At 43.1% G+C, this 15,684-nt stretch carries 13 protein-coding genes; all 13 read left to right on the plus strand.

The window, feature by feature from the left end; translation table 11 throughout:
* The first annotated feature begins 35 nt into the window (after positions 1-35).
* Positions 36-929 (plus strand): helix-turn-helix domain-containing protein, encoded by an 894-nt coding sequence (locus tag B808_RS06100; RefSeq protein WP_009166548.1) that lies wholly within the window; start codon positions 36-38, stop codon positions 927-929.
* A gap of 62 nt (positions 930-991) precedes the next feature.
* Positions 992-1,573 carry a CDP-diacylglycerol--glycerol-3-phosphate 3-phosphatidyltransferase gene (gene pgsA / locus B808_RS06105; protein ID WP_009166549.1) on the plus strand — a complete coding sequence of 194 codons (582 nt, stop codon included), beginning with the start codon at positions 992-994 and terminating at the stop codon, positions 1,571-1,573.
* A 15-nt stretch (positions 1,574-1,588) separates the two neighbouring features.
* Positions 1,589-2,842, plus strand: coding sequence for a competence/damage-inducible protein A (locus tag B808_RS06110; protein ID WP_009166550.1), 1,254 nt, complete (start codon positions 1,589-1,591; stop codon positions 2,840-2,842).
* A 117-nt stretch (positions 2,843-2,959) separates the two neighbouring features.
* Positions 2,960-4,516 carry a ribonuclease Y gene (gene rny / locus B808_RS06115; RefSeq protein ID WP_035422505.1) on the plus strand — a complete coding sequence of 519 codons (1,557 nt, stop codon included), beginning with the start codon at positions 2,960-2,962 and terminating at the stop codon, positions 4,514-4,516.
* 87 nt (positions 4,517-4,603) lie between these two features.
* Positions 4,604-5,413: a TIGR00282 family metallophosphoesterase gene (locus B808_RS06120; RefSeq protein WP_035422506.1), complete on the plus strand. Its 810-nt coding sequence runs from the start codon at positions 4,604-4,606 to the stop codon at positions 5,411-5,413.
* Between the two features lie 13 nt (positions 5,414-5,426).
* The gene (gene mutS, locus B808_RS06125) at positions 5,427-7,997 is read left to right on the plus strand and encodes a DNA mismatch repair protein MutS (protein WP_009166553.1); all 2,571 of its coding nucleotides are present in this window, start codon (positions 5,427-5,429) and stop codon (positions 7,995-7,997) included.
* A 2-nt stretch (positions 7,998-7,999) separates the two neighbouring features.
* Positions 8,000-9,889, plus strand: coding sequence for a DNA mismatch repair endonuclease MutL (mutL, locus tag B808_RS06130; RefSeq protein WP_035422508.1), 1,890 nt, complete (start codon positions 8,000-8,002; stop codon positions 9,887-9,889).
* Positions 9,890-9,907: 18 nt separating this feature from the next.
* Positions 9,908-10,504 carry a Holliday junction branch migration protein RuvA gene (gene ruvA / locus B808_RS06135; protein WP_009166555.1) on the plus strand — a complete coding sequence of 199 codons (597 nt, stop codon included), beginning with the start codon at positions 9,908-9,910 and terminating at the stop codon, positions 10,502-10,504.
* Between the two features lie 9 nt (positions 10,505-10,513).
* Positions 10,514-11,524, plus strand: a complete 1,011-nt coding sequence (gene ruvB / locus B808_RS06140; protein ID WP_009166556.1) for a Holliday junction branch migration DNA helicase RuvB — start codon at positions 10,514-10,516, stop codon at positions 11,522-11,524.
* Positions 11,525-11,578: 54 nt separating this feature from the next.
* Positions 11,579-11,944 (plus strand): preprotein translocase subunit YajC, encoded by a 366-nt coding sequence (yajC, locus tag B808_RS06145; protein WP_009166557.1) that lies wholly within the window; start codon positions 11,579-11,581, stop codon positions 11,942-11,944.
* Between the two features lie 79 nt (positions 11,945-12,023).
* Positions 12,024-13,121 (plus strand): DNA polymerase IV, encoded by a 1,098-nt coding sequence (dinB, locus tag B808_RS06150; protein WP_035422509.1) that lies wholly within the window; start codon positions 12,024-12,026, stop codon positions 13,119-13,121.
* Positions 13,122-13,186: 65 nt separating this feature from the next.
* Positions 13,187-14,146: a DHH family phosphoesterase gene (locus B808_RS06155; protein WP_009166559.1), complete on the plus strand. Its 960-nt coding sequence runs from the start codon at positions 13,187-13,189 to the stop codon at positions 14,144-14,146.
* A gap of 5 nt (positions 14,147-14,151) precedes the next feature.
* Positions 14,152-15,513: a DEAD/DEAH box helicase gene (locus tag B808_RS06160; RefSeq protein WP_009166560.1), complete on the plus strand. Its 1,362-nt coding sequence runs from the start codon at positions 14,152-14,154 to the stop codon at positions 15,511-15,513.
* The last annotated feature ends 171 nt before the right edge of the window (positions 15,514-15,684 follow it).

The raw sequence follows: 15,684 nt of genomic DNA on the forward strand, positions 1-15,684 counted from the left end.
TATACTGATAATAAATAAGAGGCGGAGGTTTTTGGATGGCTGAAGATAAGCAACAAGCACAAGTCAGTGTTGGAGCTGAATTAAAAGCAGCTCGTACTAAAGCAAACCTATCAATTGACGATGTACAAAAACAAACGAAAATTCAAAAGAAGTATCTAGTTGCAATGGAAAACGACGATTTAGAGGCCTTACCTGGGAAGTTTTATGTCCGGGCGTTTGTACGCCAATTTGCCAATGCAGTTGGACTTTCTGGTGATGAGTTAGTTAATCGTTATCAATCAACCGAACAAGCTCCGGTTCAAGTTGATGAACGAGTGACCCCGCCACGACCTGAAACAGAGCAACACGGAGGTAGTTCAACTGCGTCAAGGGTTAAGCCGGCTGCGTTAAAAGATCAAAAAAATCAACAGCAGCGTCGCCATTATCTACCCCTAGTTGGGGTAGTAATCATCATCATATTTGTCGTTGGAATTGTGTGGGTGGCAGTTGGGCAAACTCGACAAGAAAATAGTAATTCGATTCCTTCAAATTCAAAGGTGAAGGTTACAAACGATAACCAAAAAAAGAAGCAGCGGTCCCAGAAGGTTGCGAAGGCAACTAATGCCGATACAAAAGTTACTTTAGTACCAAATAGCACGAGTGATTTTAATGTGCAAGTTAATAATAAGTCATCCGAGTTAGAATTAGCGGCTTCTCAACCAACGACCGCCACGGTGATGGTTGATGGAAAACAAGCTTTTCAGGGGAATTTAGCACCAAATGCTGGACATAATGTTGAGTTACCAATCAAAACGAAGACGGTAAACATCTCCATGGATAACGCCCCAGTTTCATCGATTAAATTAAATGATCAGCAGATTGTTTTGCCAAGCCCTGCAGCGGGAACTGATGCTACAAAACGAGTAATGAATCTTAATTTTAATAAATAATTAATTGAATAACAATCTGATGGAATCAGGTTGTTATTTTTTCTGAAGTGGAGGAAGCCCAAATGAATTTACCGAATAAATTAACCGTTTTTCGGATGGTTTTAATTCCGGTCTTTTTGCTTTTAATGTTATTGCAGATGGGAAGTGTAGTAATAGCAGGGACACGGTTACCAATTAATCAAGGATTAGCTGCAATTGTTTTTATTGTGGCAGCACTCACTGACTTTTTAGACGGGCAGATTGCCCGGCGCCAACATTTAATCACTAATTTTGGCAAGTTTGCTGACCCACTGGCTGATAAGCTGTTGGTTTTAACGGCACTAATTATGTTGATTGGTCCGACGACTAATCGTGTACCTGCTTGGATCGCCGCTGTGATTGTTTGTCGCGAGCTGGCCGTTACCGGATTACGCTTAATTATTGTTGAAAATAACGGTCAAGTGGTGGCAGCAGCTTGGCCAGGAAAGATAAAAACTTTTTTTGAAATGATTGCGGTCGTTATCTTACTGTTAAACAATGTGATCTTTAATAATATTGGAGTTCCGGCGGGGATGATTTGCTTATACATTGCTTTAATTGCGGCAATCTACTCTGGGATTGATTACTTTGTTAAAAACCGATCGGTGTTTGCTGATTCATTTTAGCGAGAAGGGTTAGCAATGAAAGCAGAAATGATTAGTGTAGGGACAGAACTACTATTAGGGCAGATTATCGATACCAATAGTCAATTTTTAGCGCGGCTTTGTGCCGAACTTGGAATTGATTTGTATTTTGAAACCACCGTAGGCGATAATCCTACTCGGCTGCAGCAAGTGATTAATCAGGCTTCCCAGCGCAGTGACTTGGTAATTTTAATTGGAGGACTGGGTCCAACTGCTGATGATTTGACGAAACAAGTGATGGCAACTGAACTAAATTGTCAGTTGGTAACTGATCAAATAGCTCAGGATAAAATCAATCATTTTTACCAGGAAAGTACTAAAGAAAAACCACATGATGCTGATCGGATGGCGCAGTATTTAGCAGGTTCACAGGTTTTTCCAAATGACCAAGGTTTTGCGGTGGGGATGCTGAAAGAAACCAAGAAAACAGCTTATTTAGTCTTACCCGGGCCGCCAGCTGAGTTACAGCCGATGGTTACTAATTATGCTCAAACGGCATTAGCTCAATTAAATGGTTCCCAGCGCTTAATTAAATCTAAGGTAATGCGCTTTTTTGGAATTGGCGAACCCGCCCTTGAAGACCGTTTACAGGTTTTAATCCAAGCGCAAACCACCCCCACCTTGGCGACCTATGCTAAACAAAATGAGATTACACTACGACTGACGGCAACTGGTAGCGATCCTGATCAAGTTGATGCGATGTTACAAGCTCTGTCTCAGCAAGTTTTAGATCTTGCTGGATCATACTTCTATGGATTTGGTGATCAAAATTCATTGCCAGCGGTAGTAGTGGCAGGTCTACGGCAGCACCAGTTGACAGTCACGGCAGCAGAATCCTTAACGGGTGGCTTATTTCAAAGTCAACTAACCGGAATTTCACATGCTTCTGATGTTTTTCCAGGTGGGTTTGTGACATATGCACCACGGGCTAAGGAAGCTTTAGTTGGGGTTGCTTCAGACATCATTGCTAAAAACGGCGTGGTGTCCGAACCAACTGCCATTGCCATGGCATTGGGAGCCCAACGGGTGTTACAGACTGATTTAGCACTTAGCTTTACAGGCGTAGCGGGTCCAGCAGCGCTTGAGGGGCATCCAGCCGGCTTTTTTTGGGTTGGATTAGCACTGCCAACTGGCAAGGTAGTTACAAAAGCAGTTACTTATCCAAAGTCGCGGAACGAAGTTCGTGATTATGCGGTCAAAGTTGGCTTAAAACTAATTTATGACTATTTAAAAGACATTTCTAATAAATAATTTTTTCATCTCCCCAGTTAGTTGACATGCTTGGGTTTTAACCTTAAAATTAAGAGGGTTAGCGGGTTTTAACTAACCATTTTTATGAGTTTAAATCAGTGATACGGAGGGAAAATGATGGTTTTTGCTATTATTACCTGCGCCGCTATCGCTATAATTGTTGGCTTTTTTGTGGGTAAACTAACTCACCAGCGTGCCATTGAAAGACGGCTGGACGCTGCGCATCAAAATGCAAATGATATTTTGCAAAGAGCTGAGCAAGAAGCGCAAAAGAATTTAAATCAAGCACTTGCTGAAGCGCGTGAGCGTGGGAATGCTTATCGGACTAAGATTGAAAAGGGCTTGAAAAAACGGCGCTCTGATATCAAGCGTCAAGAGGATTATTTGTTAAAACGAGAAGAAGCGCTGGATCGAAAGGATCGTTCGTTTGAAAAACGTGATGACAATTTAAATCGTCAAGAAGATAAGTTGAACCATGAGAAACAGTTACTAGACAAAAAGCAACAAGATGCAGAGGCACTTATTGAGAAAAGGCAAACCGAGGTTAACCGAGTGGCAGCGCTGACACAAGCAGAAGCGCGTGATTTGGTTATTTCAGAAACGAAGCAACAACTTGCTGATGTGCGAGCGCAGATGATTAAACAAAATTATGAGTCTGCTAAACAAACAGCTGCCGATGATGCTAAGAACTTGATTGTGGAAGCGCTACAACAGAGTTCGGCAGACATTGTTTCTGAAACCACGGTGTCGACTGTCTCTTTACCAAATGATGATATGAAAGGTCGTATCATCGGACGGGAAGGACGGAATATTAGAACCTTTGAAACTCTGACTGGGATTGATTTGATCATTGATGACACCCCTAATACAGTAGTTTTAAGTGGTTTTAATCCAATTAGACGGACGGTTGCCAAAATGGCACTTGAAAAATTGATTAAAGATGGAAGAATTCATCCAGCTCGAATTGAAGAAATGGTCGAAAAAAGCCAGGCAGAACTTGACCAGCAGATTCAAGAAACTGGTGAGAATGTTATTTTCGATTTGGGTATTCATTCTATGAATCCTGATTTAGTCAAATTAGTTGGTCAGTTAAAATACAAGCTTTCATACGGACAAAGTGTTTTATCGCGATCAATTCAGGTTGCTAAGTTGGCAGCGGTTTTTGCAGCAGAATTAGGTGAAGATGTTACCTTAGCAAAGCGTGCGGGGCTGTTGCATGAGATTGGAAAAGCGGTAAATGGAACCGATGAATCCTATGTGGAAGCAGGCATCGAGTTAGCCAAAAAGTATGGTGAAGATCCAGTAGTGATTGATTCCATTCGCTTGGGACAAGATGATGGCGTCCCTCATAGTATGGTTGCCGAATTAGTAGAGGTGGCCGATCGCATTTCCATCGCTCGCCCAGGAGCAAAACGGGATTCCCTGGAAAACTTTGTTCACCGTCTAGAAAAATTAGAGGCGATTAGTAATAGTTTCCCAGAAGTGAAGAAGAGCTATGCAGTTCAAGCTGGTCGCGAAATTCGAGTAATTGCGCAACCAACTAAGATTTCTGATTCACAGGCAATTGTGTTAGCACGAGAGATTAAAGAAAAAATTGAAGCCGATTTAAACCATCCTGGTCACGCAAAAGTAACCGTGATTCGGGAAGTTCGCTCGGTGTCATATGCTAAATAAGGAAAAAGATTAGCTTACTAGTCTTTTTCCTTATTTATTTTATCCATGGTAAAATAAAACCATCAAATCAGAAATGGCGGCAGACGAATGCAGTTTTTATTTTTAGGTGACATTGTTGGCGAACGAGGGATGGAACTAGTTTCTGAATACTTGCCACGCTTGAAGCACGATTTTAAGCCGCAGGTAACCATCGTAAATGGAGAGAATGTAACCAAGACTGGGCGAGGAATTAGTCATAAATTATTCAAACAATTAATGACAGCTGGAGCGGATGTAGTAACTTTGGGAAATCATGCTTGGAATAACGCCGAGATTTTTGATTTTATTGCGGATACTCCCCAGCTAGTTCGACCATTAAATTATCCTGGTGATCAAGTACCCGGCAAGGGCTATTCCATTTTAAATGTAAACGGTGTTCAGGTTGCCGTGGTTAATTTGCAAGGGCGAGTGTTTATGGAACTCACGGATGATCCATTTCGGTCCTTAGATAAATTACTGCAAGAACCGCAGTTGCAAGCAGTTTCCGTGATCTTTGTCGATGTTCATGCCGAAACGACCAGTGAAAAAAAGGCGCTAGCGCTTTACTTTGATGGGCGGGTAACGGCCATGATTGGGACCCATACGCATGTACAAACTACGGATGCCCAGATTTTACCGCGCGGAACTGCCTTTCTAACGGATGCGGGCATGACCGGACCAGCCGAGGGGGTAATTGGGATGACGTATGAATCAGTTATTAACAAATTCCTAACCGCTCGTCCAACTCGGTTCGCCGTGCAACAAGCAGGAAGCGGAGTGGTTTCTGGTTGTTTAGTTAGCGTGGATGCTAAAACGGGCTTAGCAAAACGAATCCGACCACTTTTAATTAGCAAAGAACATCCTTATCAAACATTGTAATGAAGGTGAGTAGATGGCAGCAAAAACAGCAATGATGGCACAATATCAAAAAATCAAGGATCAATATCCGGATGCATTTTTATTTTATCGCATTGGTGATTTTTATGAATTATTCAATGATGATGCAGTTAAAGGGGCCCAGCTCTTGGAGCTCACGCTAACTGCTAGAAATCATAATGCTGAACATCCGATTCCAATGTGTGGGGTTCCACACCAATCGGCCCAAACTTATATTGATGTGTTAGTTGACAAGGGTTATAAGGTCGCTTTGTGTGAGCAATTAGAAGATCCTAAGCAAGCTCAGGGAATGGTAAAGCGGGCAGTGGTGCAAGTAATCACTCCGGGAACTCAGCTTGAACGTAATTCGAAGACCGCTAAAAATAATAACTATCTAACTGGTCTTACCAGTGATGGGCAGCATTTTGGATTGGGGGCTTTAGATCTTTCAACTGGAGAATTACAGGTGTGTCAGCTGACGGCCACTTTTGAGGTGCTTAATGAGGTTGCTAATCTGAACTCCAAGGAGATTGTAGTAGATGAAACCGTTCCCAAGGAGCTTTTAACCCAGCTAAAACAAATGGGAGTGATGATTTCTTATGCAGATAAAGAAGCAGATCCCATCCCAGTTGAGACGTCAACGTTGCAAACTGAGTTGTTACGCCAAGCAGTCCAGGTACTACTGGCGTACGTTGCTGCGACTCAAAAGCGGAGTTTATCGCATATTCAACCAGCTGTGCAATACCAACCATCTGCTTATCTTAAAATTGATCATAATTCCCAAGCTAATCTCGAGTTAATGCATAACATTCGTACCGGTAAGAAGAGCGGTACGTTGCTCGGGGTAGTTGATGATACTAAGACCGCTATGGGAGGGCGCAAGCTGAAACAATGGTTGGAACGACCGTTACTACAACGTAAGCAAATCGAAGTGCGACAAACGCTGGTACAAGAGTTGTTAGATCACTACTATGAACGAAACGAACTTCGAGAAGCACTAGTTTCGGTCTATGATTTAGAGAGGTTAGCTGGTCGCATTTCACTTGGTGGAGTAAACGGGCGTGATTTAATTCAGCTACAGACTTCTCTGACACAAATTCCTAAAATTAAGCATGTTTTAAATGAGTTAGAGCAAGCGCAGTTTCAAAAGATTCTCCAACGGTTAGATGATTGTCACGATGTTCAGACTGCCATTCAGGTTGCCATTGTTGCAGAACCACCGATTTCTGTAACTGATGGAGGATTAATTAAACCCGGCTACTCGGAAAAACTTGATCAGTATCGTGATGCGATGCAGCATGGTCGCCAGTGGTTGGCTGAACTGGAGCAACAGGAGCGGGCGGCAACTGGGATTAACAATTTAAAAATTAAATATAATCGGGTGTTTGGTTATTTCATTGAGATTTCTAAGGTTAATTTGACCAAAGTGCCGACGGATCGCTATGAGCGAGTACAAACATTAACCAATGCAGAACGGTTTACTACGCCAGCATTAAAAGAAAAAGAAAGTTTAATTTTAGAGGCGCAAGAAAAATCACGTACGCTTGAATATGACTTGTTTACTAAATTACGTGATCAAATCAAACTAGAAATTCCGCGTGTTCAAAAATTAGCGGGCGCGGTTAGTGAGCTGGACGTATTACAAAGTTTTGCGACGATTAGTGAGCAACATCAGTTTGCGCGTCCCCAGTTTAACGACCAAGAAACTTTGCAAATTAATAATGGACGTCATCCCGTGGTGGAAGAAGTTTTAGGGGCGCAACAGTATGTTCCAAACGATGTCGTGATGGGACCAGAGACCGCAATTTTATTAATTACCGGCCCAAATATGTCGGGTAAAAGCACGTATATGCGGCAACTGGCTTTGATAGTAATCTTGGCACAGGTGGGTTGCTTTGTACCGGCAGAAACTGCTACTTTACCGATATTTGACCAAGTTTTCACCAGAATTGGGGCCGCCGATGATTTGATTTCTGGCAAAAGTACTTTTATGGTTGAAATGAAAGAAGCCAATCAAGCTATCCAACTGGCTACGCGGCATAGCCTCATTCTTTTTGATGAACTGGGACGTGGGACGTCAACTTATGATGGGGTCGCCTTAGCCCAAGCAATCATTGAATACATTCATAACCATGTGCATGCAAAGACGCTGTTTTCAACGCATTATCACGAGCTCACCGACCTTGCGAACCACCTGCCTCAATTGCAAAACGTGCATGTAGGAGCAGTTGAAAAGGATGATCAGCTTGTGTTTTTGCATAAAATATTACCAGGGCCCGCTGACAAATCTTATGGGATCAACGTGGCGAAGCTTGCTGGCTTGCCATCACCACTTTTACAACGGGCGCAGGTTATCTTGAATCAACTAGAACAGGAGCAACCGGGCGTAGCCCAAGCAGCAAATCAGGCTCCAGCTAGTGATCAACAATTGCCCCTGTTTGAGATTGGTGATCAACAAGTTAACCCAGCTGTGCAGCAAGTGGTGCAGCAACTCAAACAATTGGATTTGATGGCAAAAAGTCCGCTTTTTGTGATGCAGCAGGTTCACGAGTGGCAGCAACAGTTGCAAAAAAAGGATGGTGATTAACCATGGTGACGGCAATTCATGAACTATCGACAAGGTTAGCCGATCAAATCTCAGCTGGAGAAGTGATTGAAAGACCAGCCTCGGTCGTGAAAGAATTGGTAGAAAATTCGATTGATGCGCAGAGTACTAAGATTGATGTGGTAATTGAAGATACTAATCACCAAGTGATCAAAGTGATTGATAATGGAACAGGAATTGTTCCCGAGCAGGTTGAGTTAGCTTTTCGAAGGTACGCAACAAGTAAGATTAGTCAGTCGGAGGATTTAACCAGAATCCATTCATTGGGATTTCGTGGCGAGGCGCTTCCAAGTATTGCTTCGATTGCAAAAGTAACGATGCAAACTTCTGACGGGATTCATCCCGGAGTTCAGTTGCAGGTGATGGGTGGTCAGCTGGGAACAAAACAGCCAGCTGCCAGTCGACGAGGGACCACGGTGGTAGTTTCTGATTTGTTTTATAATACGCCACATCGGCGTCGTTATTTAAAATCAGCCAATACGGAACTTGCCAAAATCACTGAAACTATTAATCAGCTAGCACTCGGGCATCCGCAAATTGCCATTTCGCTTCGGCATAATCAAAAAGAAGTATTACAAACCGCTGGTCGAGGTAATTTACAACAAGTTATTGGTGGCATTTATAATAATCAGATCTTAAAGCAGCTGCTTGCCGTAGATCGGTCCACGGATGATTTCATCGTTCATGGTTATATTGGCAAACCGGAATTAACGAGAGCTAGTCGAAATTATATCTCTTTGATTATTAATGGTCGTTATGTGCGCAATGCTGATTTGAGTAAAGCTGTGATTGCTGGATATGGCTCTAAGTTGATGGTGGGACGTTTTCCCATGGTGATTTTGGAACTGACAATTGACCCAAGTCGTTTAGATGTAAATGTCCAGCCAACCAAGCAGGCGGTTCGATTGCTTGACCATCAGGAGTTGGGCTTATTTTTAACCGAGACGATTAGTCAGCGATTACAAAAACAAAATCTGATTCCCCAAGCTTTGGATAATAAGGTAGTAAGGACAACGGTCTCTGCGCATAATCAAATGGAAGTCGCTTTAAACCTTACCGAAGCAACACCACCAATCGCTCAGCTACCAGCTACTCCTCAACCAGACCAGCCAGTAAAATTACCACAAGGGAGCGTTGTGAGCGTTCCGATCTTGGTAAAAACCAGTGATGATTTGCAACAACCGGCAGTGCGGGCTTTTCAACAGCGCTACGCTCAAGAACCGGCTGCGGCACCATTTAAAAATCAGCCCACGGCGCTAAAAACCTTTCCCAGTCTGCGTTACTTGGCACAGGTTCATGGAACTTACTTGGTGGCAGAAGGGGACGAAGGCTTGTATTTAATTGATCAGCACGCGGCGCAGGAACGGATTAATTACGAGCGACTCCGCGTTGCAGTGGGCAAAGTGGAAAATTCTGAGCAACCCTTGTTAGTACCCCTAATTTTTGATTATTCTGCAGCTGAAGCGCTTACGATCCAGCAAAATTTAGCGACTTTGGCTAGCATTGGACTGCAGTTAGAGCCCTTTGGTTCTAATAGTTTTGTAGTTCATCAGCATCCAACCTGGATTAAAGCTGGTCAGGAAGAAAGTACGATCCGCGAATTAATTGATTGGGTCTTGGTTCACCGTCAGGTTTCTATAGCAGATTTTCGTGAACAAACGGCCATCATGGCAAGTTGTAAACAGGCCATTAAAGCGAATCACCATTTGGATCAAAAACAGGCAGTGGCATTGTTACAAAGATTGGCTCAGTGTGAGAATCCATACAACTGTCCTCATGGTCGCCCCGTGCTAGTACACTTCTCAAACACTGATTTAGAGACAATGTTTAAGCGCATTCAAGATACACACGATAGTAAAGAAAGTGAATTTTAAAGAAACTGAGGAATCAGCATGTATGAATATTTAGATGGGATTATCACTAGCGTTACGCCAACCTATCTTTCCTTAGAAGTGGCAGGAGTTGGTTATCTGGTTCATGTGGCTAATCCTTATCAGTATGAGGTTGGAGATGCAAAACAACGTTTGTATATTCATCAGAGCGTTTCTGATACAAATATTGCATTATATGGGTTTGCAACCCTTGAAGATAAGCATTTATATGAGCAGTTGCTAAATGTTTCTGGAATCGGGGCCAAAAGTGGCTTAGCAATCATGGCGGGGAATGACAATGATGGGCTGGTTCAGGCCATTCAAACTAGTGATGTTAAGTTTCTGACGAAGTTTCCAGGAATCGGTAAAAAAACGGCGCAACAGTTAATTTTAGATTTGAAAGATAAATTAGCGATTGAGTCAGCTACCGCGGAGCACCCACTCGAGAGTCAACCGGCAAATACTAATCCACAGTTGCAAGACGCACTGAGTGCGCTACAAGCGTTAGGCTTCAAAGATAAACAGCTCGAAATGGTGCAAACTCGGTTATTAGATTTGTCAGAGGTGCAGACGACGGAAGCATATTTACGTGCTGGTCTAAAATTGTTAACAAAGTAAGGTGATAAGATGGCTGATGAACGAATTATTTCTCAAACTGGTGATACTACTGATCAAAATTTAGAGCAGACGTTGCGTCCCCAGTCATTTGCAACCTATATCGGGCAAAATAAGATTAAGGAAGCTTTGCAGGTTTATATTGCCGCCGCCAAACAACGGCAAGAGTCATTAGATCACGTTCTTCTCTATGGGCCACCGGGACTGGGGAAAACGACCATGGCGAGCGTGATTGCGAATGAGATGGGGGTTAAATTGCGAGTTACCAGTGGCCCAGCAATTGAAAAAAGTGGGGATCTGGCGGCTCTTTTAAACGAACTTGCGCCGGGGGATCTTCTCTTTATTGATGAGATTCACCGGCTCCCCAAGGTAGTTGAAGAAATGCTGTATTCGGCGATGGAAGATTTCTACATTGACATTGTTGTAGGTCAGGGACCGGGATCGCATCCAGTTCATTTTTCGCTACCACCATTTACCTTGATCGGGGCGACAACCAGGGCTGGTTTGTTGGATGCTCCGTTTCGAAATCGCTTTGGGATTGTTGAACACATGCAATATTATGCTACCGAGGAGCTTGAACGAATCGTCAGACGTTCTGCTCAGATTTTTAACATCAAGATTACGCTGGATAGTGCGCATGAAATTGCCTTACGATCGCGGGGGACGCCTAGAATTGCCAACCGGCTTTTAAAGCGAATTCGCGACTTTGCGCAGGTTCAGCATAAGCAAGAAATTGATGTGGCAAGCGTTCGTCAGGCGCTCACCGCTTTAGGGGTTGATCCAGCTGGTTTAGATCGAACCGATCTACATTTGTTGGAGACGATGATTGATTTGTATCATGGCGGTCCAGTAGGATTAAATACCTTAGCAGCTAATCTAGGCGAAGAGACTGAAACGATTACAGAAATGGTTGAACCCTACTTGTTACAGACGGGTTATCTAAAACGAACCCCACGCGGTCGGATGGTGACTGAAAAAGGATTTCGACATTTAGGAAGAAAACCACCGACAGCAACGGAATAGATGCTAGGCACTAATTTATAAATCTGTTATAATGACTAAAACGAGGTGAATAAAATGGGACAAATTAGCTCGATTATAATCTTAGTGGTTTTGTTTGGACTAATGTACTTCTTCATGATTAGACCACAAAAAAAACAGCAGCAAAAGCATCGTGAAACCCTTCAAACGATGAAAAAGGGCGATCAAGTTGTTACAATTGGTGGTCTGCACGGAACGGTTGATAGTATTGATCGCGACCAAAAATTAGTGTCTTTGGACTGTGACGGTGTTTATTTACGGTTTAATTTAGGCGCCATTGCGAAGGTCGATCGACCGGTGCCAGCTTCTGACGAAGCTCCGGCAGCCAAGCCAGCTCCTACTAAAGCTACTACTGAGCCAGCAGCAGCTCCAGCTGAAAATGAGCAACCAACAGATAAATAAAGTCTGGAAACGCTTCAGACTTTTTTTTCTTAAACTAATTTAGAACATACGTTCGCAAGAAAGGTCGGCTTAGATTTAAATGCAGGTACAAAAACCCCTTCGAAAAATCATACATGTTGATATGGATGCATTTTTTGCTTCGGTTGTCGAGCGTGAGCATCCAAGCTTGCAAACGAAACCCCTAGTGATTGCTAAAGATCCTAATTTAACCGGTGGTCGTGGAGTGGTTACTACCGCTAATTATCGAGCGCGTCAGTTTGGTATTCACTCCGCCATGCCGGCTGAACAAGCTAGACGACTGTGTCCACAAGCAGTTTTCTTTCAGCCTGATTTTACTTTATTTCGAATGGTTTCTGATCAGATTCATCAAATTTTTCATGAGTATACTGATCAAATTGAAAGTGTTGCCCTTGATGAAGCCTATCTCGACATAACTGACAATCGAATGAACGTTGACAATCCAGTCTGGTTGGCCCATCTCTTGCAAAGTGAGATTTGGGAAAAGACCCATTTAACTTGTTCAACGGGGATTTCATACTGTAAGTTTTTAGCAAAAGAAGCCTCTGACTATCAAAAACCTGCGGGAATGACCATGATTAGCGAGCAGGAGGCGCTGCCATTTTTGAAGCGATTACCAATTCAGCGTTTTCGTGGAGTGGGCAAACAGACTAGCATCAAAATGGAGCAACTGGGGATTAAAACAGGAGCTGATCTTTACCAGTTGTCAGAGGCGCTGTTAATTAACCAGTTTGGTAAGTTGGGTTATATTTTGTATCGGCGGGTACGTGGTATTGATGATCGGCCGGTTATCGGACAGCGTCTGCGAAAATCCTTAGGGAAGGAAGAGACCTTCCGCCATTTTTTGACGGAGTTATCTGCGATGCAAACGGTCTTATCAAGATTAGCGAAAGAGGTTTGCTCGGGATTACAAAAAAGCCAACTACACGGGAAAACATTAGTTTTAAAAGTTCGCTATGCTGATTTTACGACGCGCACTCGGCGGTTAACACGGAGCGATTTTTTCTCAAACGATGTTGATGAACTACAAGAAGCCGCAATGCAGATACTAACCACGCTACCGTCTAAGCCGGGTGGAATTCGGTTATTGGGGCTGACGGTGACAAATTTAGCTAATTTGCATTTTACTAATTTAACCTTGCCACTAGAAGTTAAATAGAAATTGGCTAGTTTGTAAAGATGCGTTATACTGAGATATTGACATTGAAATATGAAGGGAAAACTATGAATAATATCCAAACAGCAATCTTTGCAAAAATCGAGCAGTTCGACACCATTATTATTCATCGGCATCAGCGCCCTGATCCTGATGCCATCGGTTCACAAATGGGATTGGCCGCAATTTTAAGAGCTACTTTTCCAACTAAGCAAGTATATTGTGTGGGAAAGCAGTATCCGGGATTAGCGTGGTTAGGCAAGACCGATGAGATTGATGATGAAACCTATCGCCACGCACTGGTAGTAGTTGTTGACACCGCCAACCAGCCGCGAATCGATGATCAGCGCTACCGCCAGGGGGACGCTTTAATTAAAATTGATCACCACCCAAATGATGATCCTTTCGGAGATTTAATGTGGGTCAATGAACAAGCCTCTAGTGTTTCAGAAATGATTTATGATTTTTATGCAGCCATTGCTGAACTAAAAATGTCTAACCAAGCTGCGCAATTACTCTATACGGGGATTGTGGGTGATACCGGAAGATTTAAGTATCCAGCAACTACCAGCCATACTTTTCAAGTGGCCAGTGAACTGACTAAACACGATTTTTCTTTAACCGCCGTGGCTGAAAAAGAGGATGAAATCGATGTTCCTTTAGCGCACTTATCAGCCTATGTATATCAGAATTTAACGATTTCTGCTGCTGGAGCAGCTTTTGTGGTACTTACTAACCAAATAATTCAGTCACTGGAGCTTGGTGATGAAAGTACGTCAGCGGTGGTTCCGTTACCGGGCAATATTAAATCAGTAGTAGCATGGGCGATTTTTGTCCAGCAAAAAGATCAGAGTTATCGGATCCGCTTGCGGTCAAAAGAACCAGAAATTAATGAATTAGCTAAACGACACGGAGGTGGCGGACATGCTCTGGCCAGTGGGGCGGTTGCCAAAGATGAACATGAAATCAACCAGGTGATTTCAGAACTAAATCAGCTGGTAAGTGATTACCGATCAGAAAGGAATTAACCATTATGGGTGCGACATTTCAAAATTATCATTTGCAACCATTTTTACTGGAAGCCTTGCAAGACCTTGGATTTAAACGACCAACCCCGATTCAAATGAAAGTGATTCCAACCATTCAACGTGGGCAAAGTGTGGTCGGAAAGTCGGCTACGGGTAGCGGAAAAACGCACGCCTTTTTATTGCCATTAGTTAATGCAATTGAACCGGCGAACAAGCAACCGCAAGTCATTATCACAACTCCTAGTCGAGAGCTCGCATATCAGATTTATCATAACCTCCAAGAATTAGTTGGTCACAGTCCTAATCCAATTGGGATTGCTAATTATGTTGGTGGTACTGACAAGGAACGTCAGATTGAAAAACTACAGCGTGATCAACCTCAGATTGTGGTTGGGACTCCCGGACGCTTATTGGATTTAGCTCGTGGTCAACATCTGGCCCTTAATTTAGCTACCAAACTAGTGATTGATGAAGCAGACATGACGTTAGATTTGGGATTTTTGGGTGACGTTGATCAGCTAGCTGCGCGGATGCCAGCAAATTTACAAATGATGGTTTTTTCTGCGACGATCCCTCCCAAGTTGCAACCGTTTTTGCGTAAATACATGAAGAATCCAGTTATTGATGATATCCCGACGGAAACGGTGATTAATCATGACGTTTCAAACTGGTTGTTATCTGACAAAGGTCAGGATCGTAATCAGCTCTTGTACCAGTTGCTTACCATGGGACAGCCATACTTGGCTCTGATTTTTGCAAACACACGTGAGCGGGTTGATCAGCTACAGGGTTTTTTACAAGAGCAAGGGTTGCGGGTTGCCAAAGTGCACGGTGGAATGGAACCGCGGGTACGAAAACGCGTGATGAAACAGATTCAAGCACTAGATTACCAGTTTGTAGTTGCCACTGATTTGGCCGCTAGAGGTATCGACATTCCTGGGGTCTCCTTGGTAATTAACGATGAATTGCCGAGCGATTTGGAGTATTTTATTCATCGAGTCGGGCGAACAGGACGTAATGGGATGCCCGGGACCGCAATCACCATCTATGGTCCAGACGATGATTCTCAGATAACAGCCCTGGAAAAAATGGGGATTAAGTTTACGCCAAAACAGCTTAAAAATGGACAGCTCGTTGATTACTATGAACGTGATCGGCGCGCAAACTATCGTGGTCATCATGATCAATTGACCGGTGCAACGTTGGGAATGATCAAAAAGAAGCAAAAAAAAGTCAAACCCGGGTATAAGAAAAAGATTAAGCAGGCCATCAAACGAACGGATGAGCAACAACATAAAATTGCTGTGCGTAATCAGATTCGTGCCCAGAAGAAGCAAAAAAAACGTAATTCAGAGCGGTATCAGTAATTGACACTCCGGGGTGGCATCGCTATAATTAGTTGTTAATGGGACATGCCTAATGAAAAGACTAGCACTACAGGAAATTGGCTAACTGAGAACCAATGTTGCTAGGTTACGTTTTGGTGCTACCCAATTAGTTTTCGGTTTCCGCGTTATAGGATTAAAGAGGTTAACGAC

Source organism: Fructilactobacillus florum 8D, from assembly GCF_000512295.1.
Taxonomy (GTDB): Bacteria; Bacillota; Bacilli; order Lactobacillales; family Lactobacillaceae; genus Fructilactobacillus; species Fructilactobacillus florum.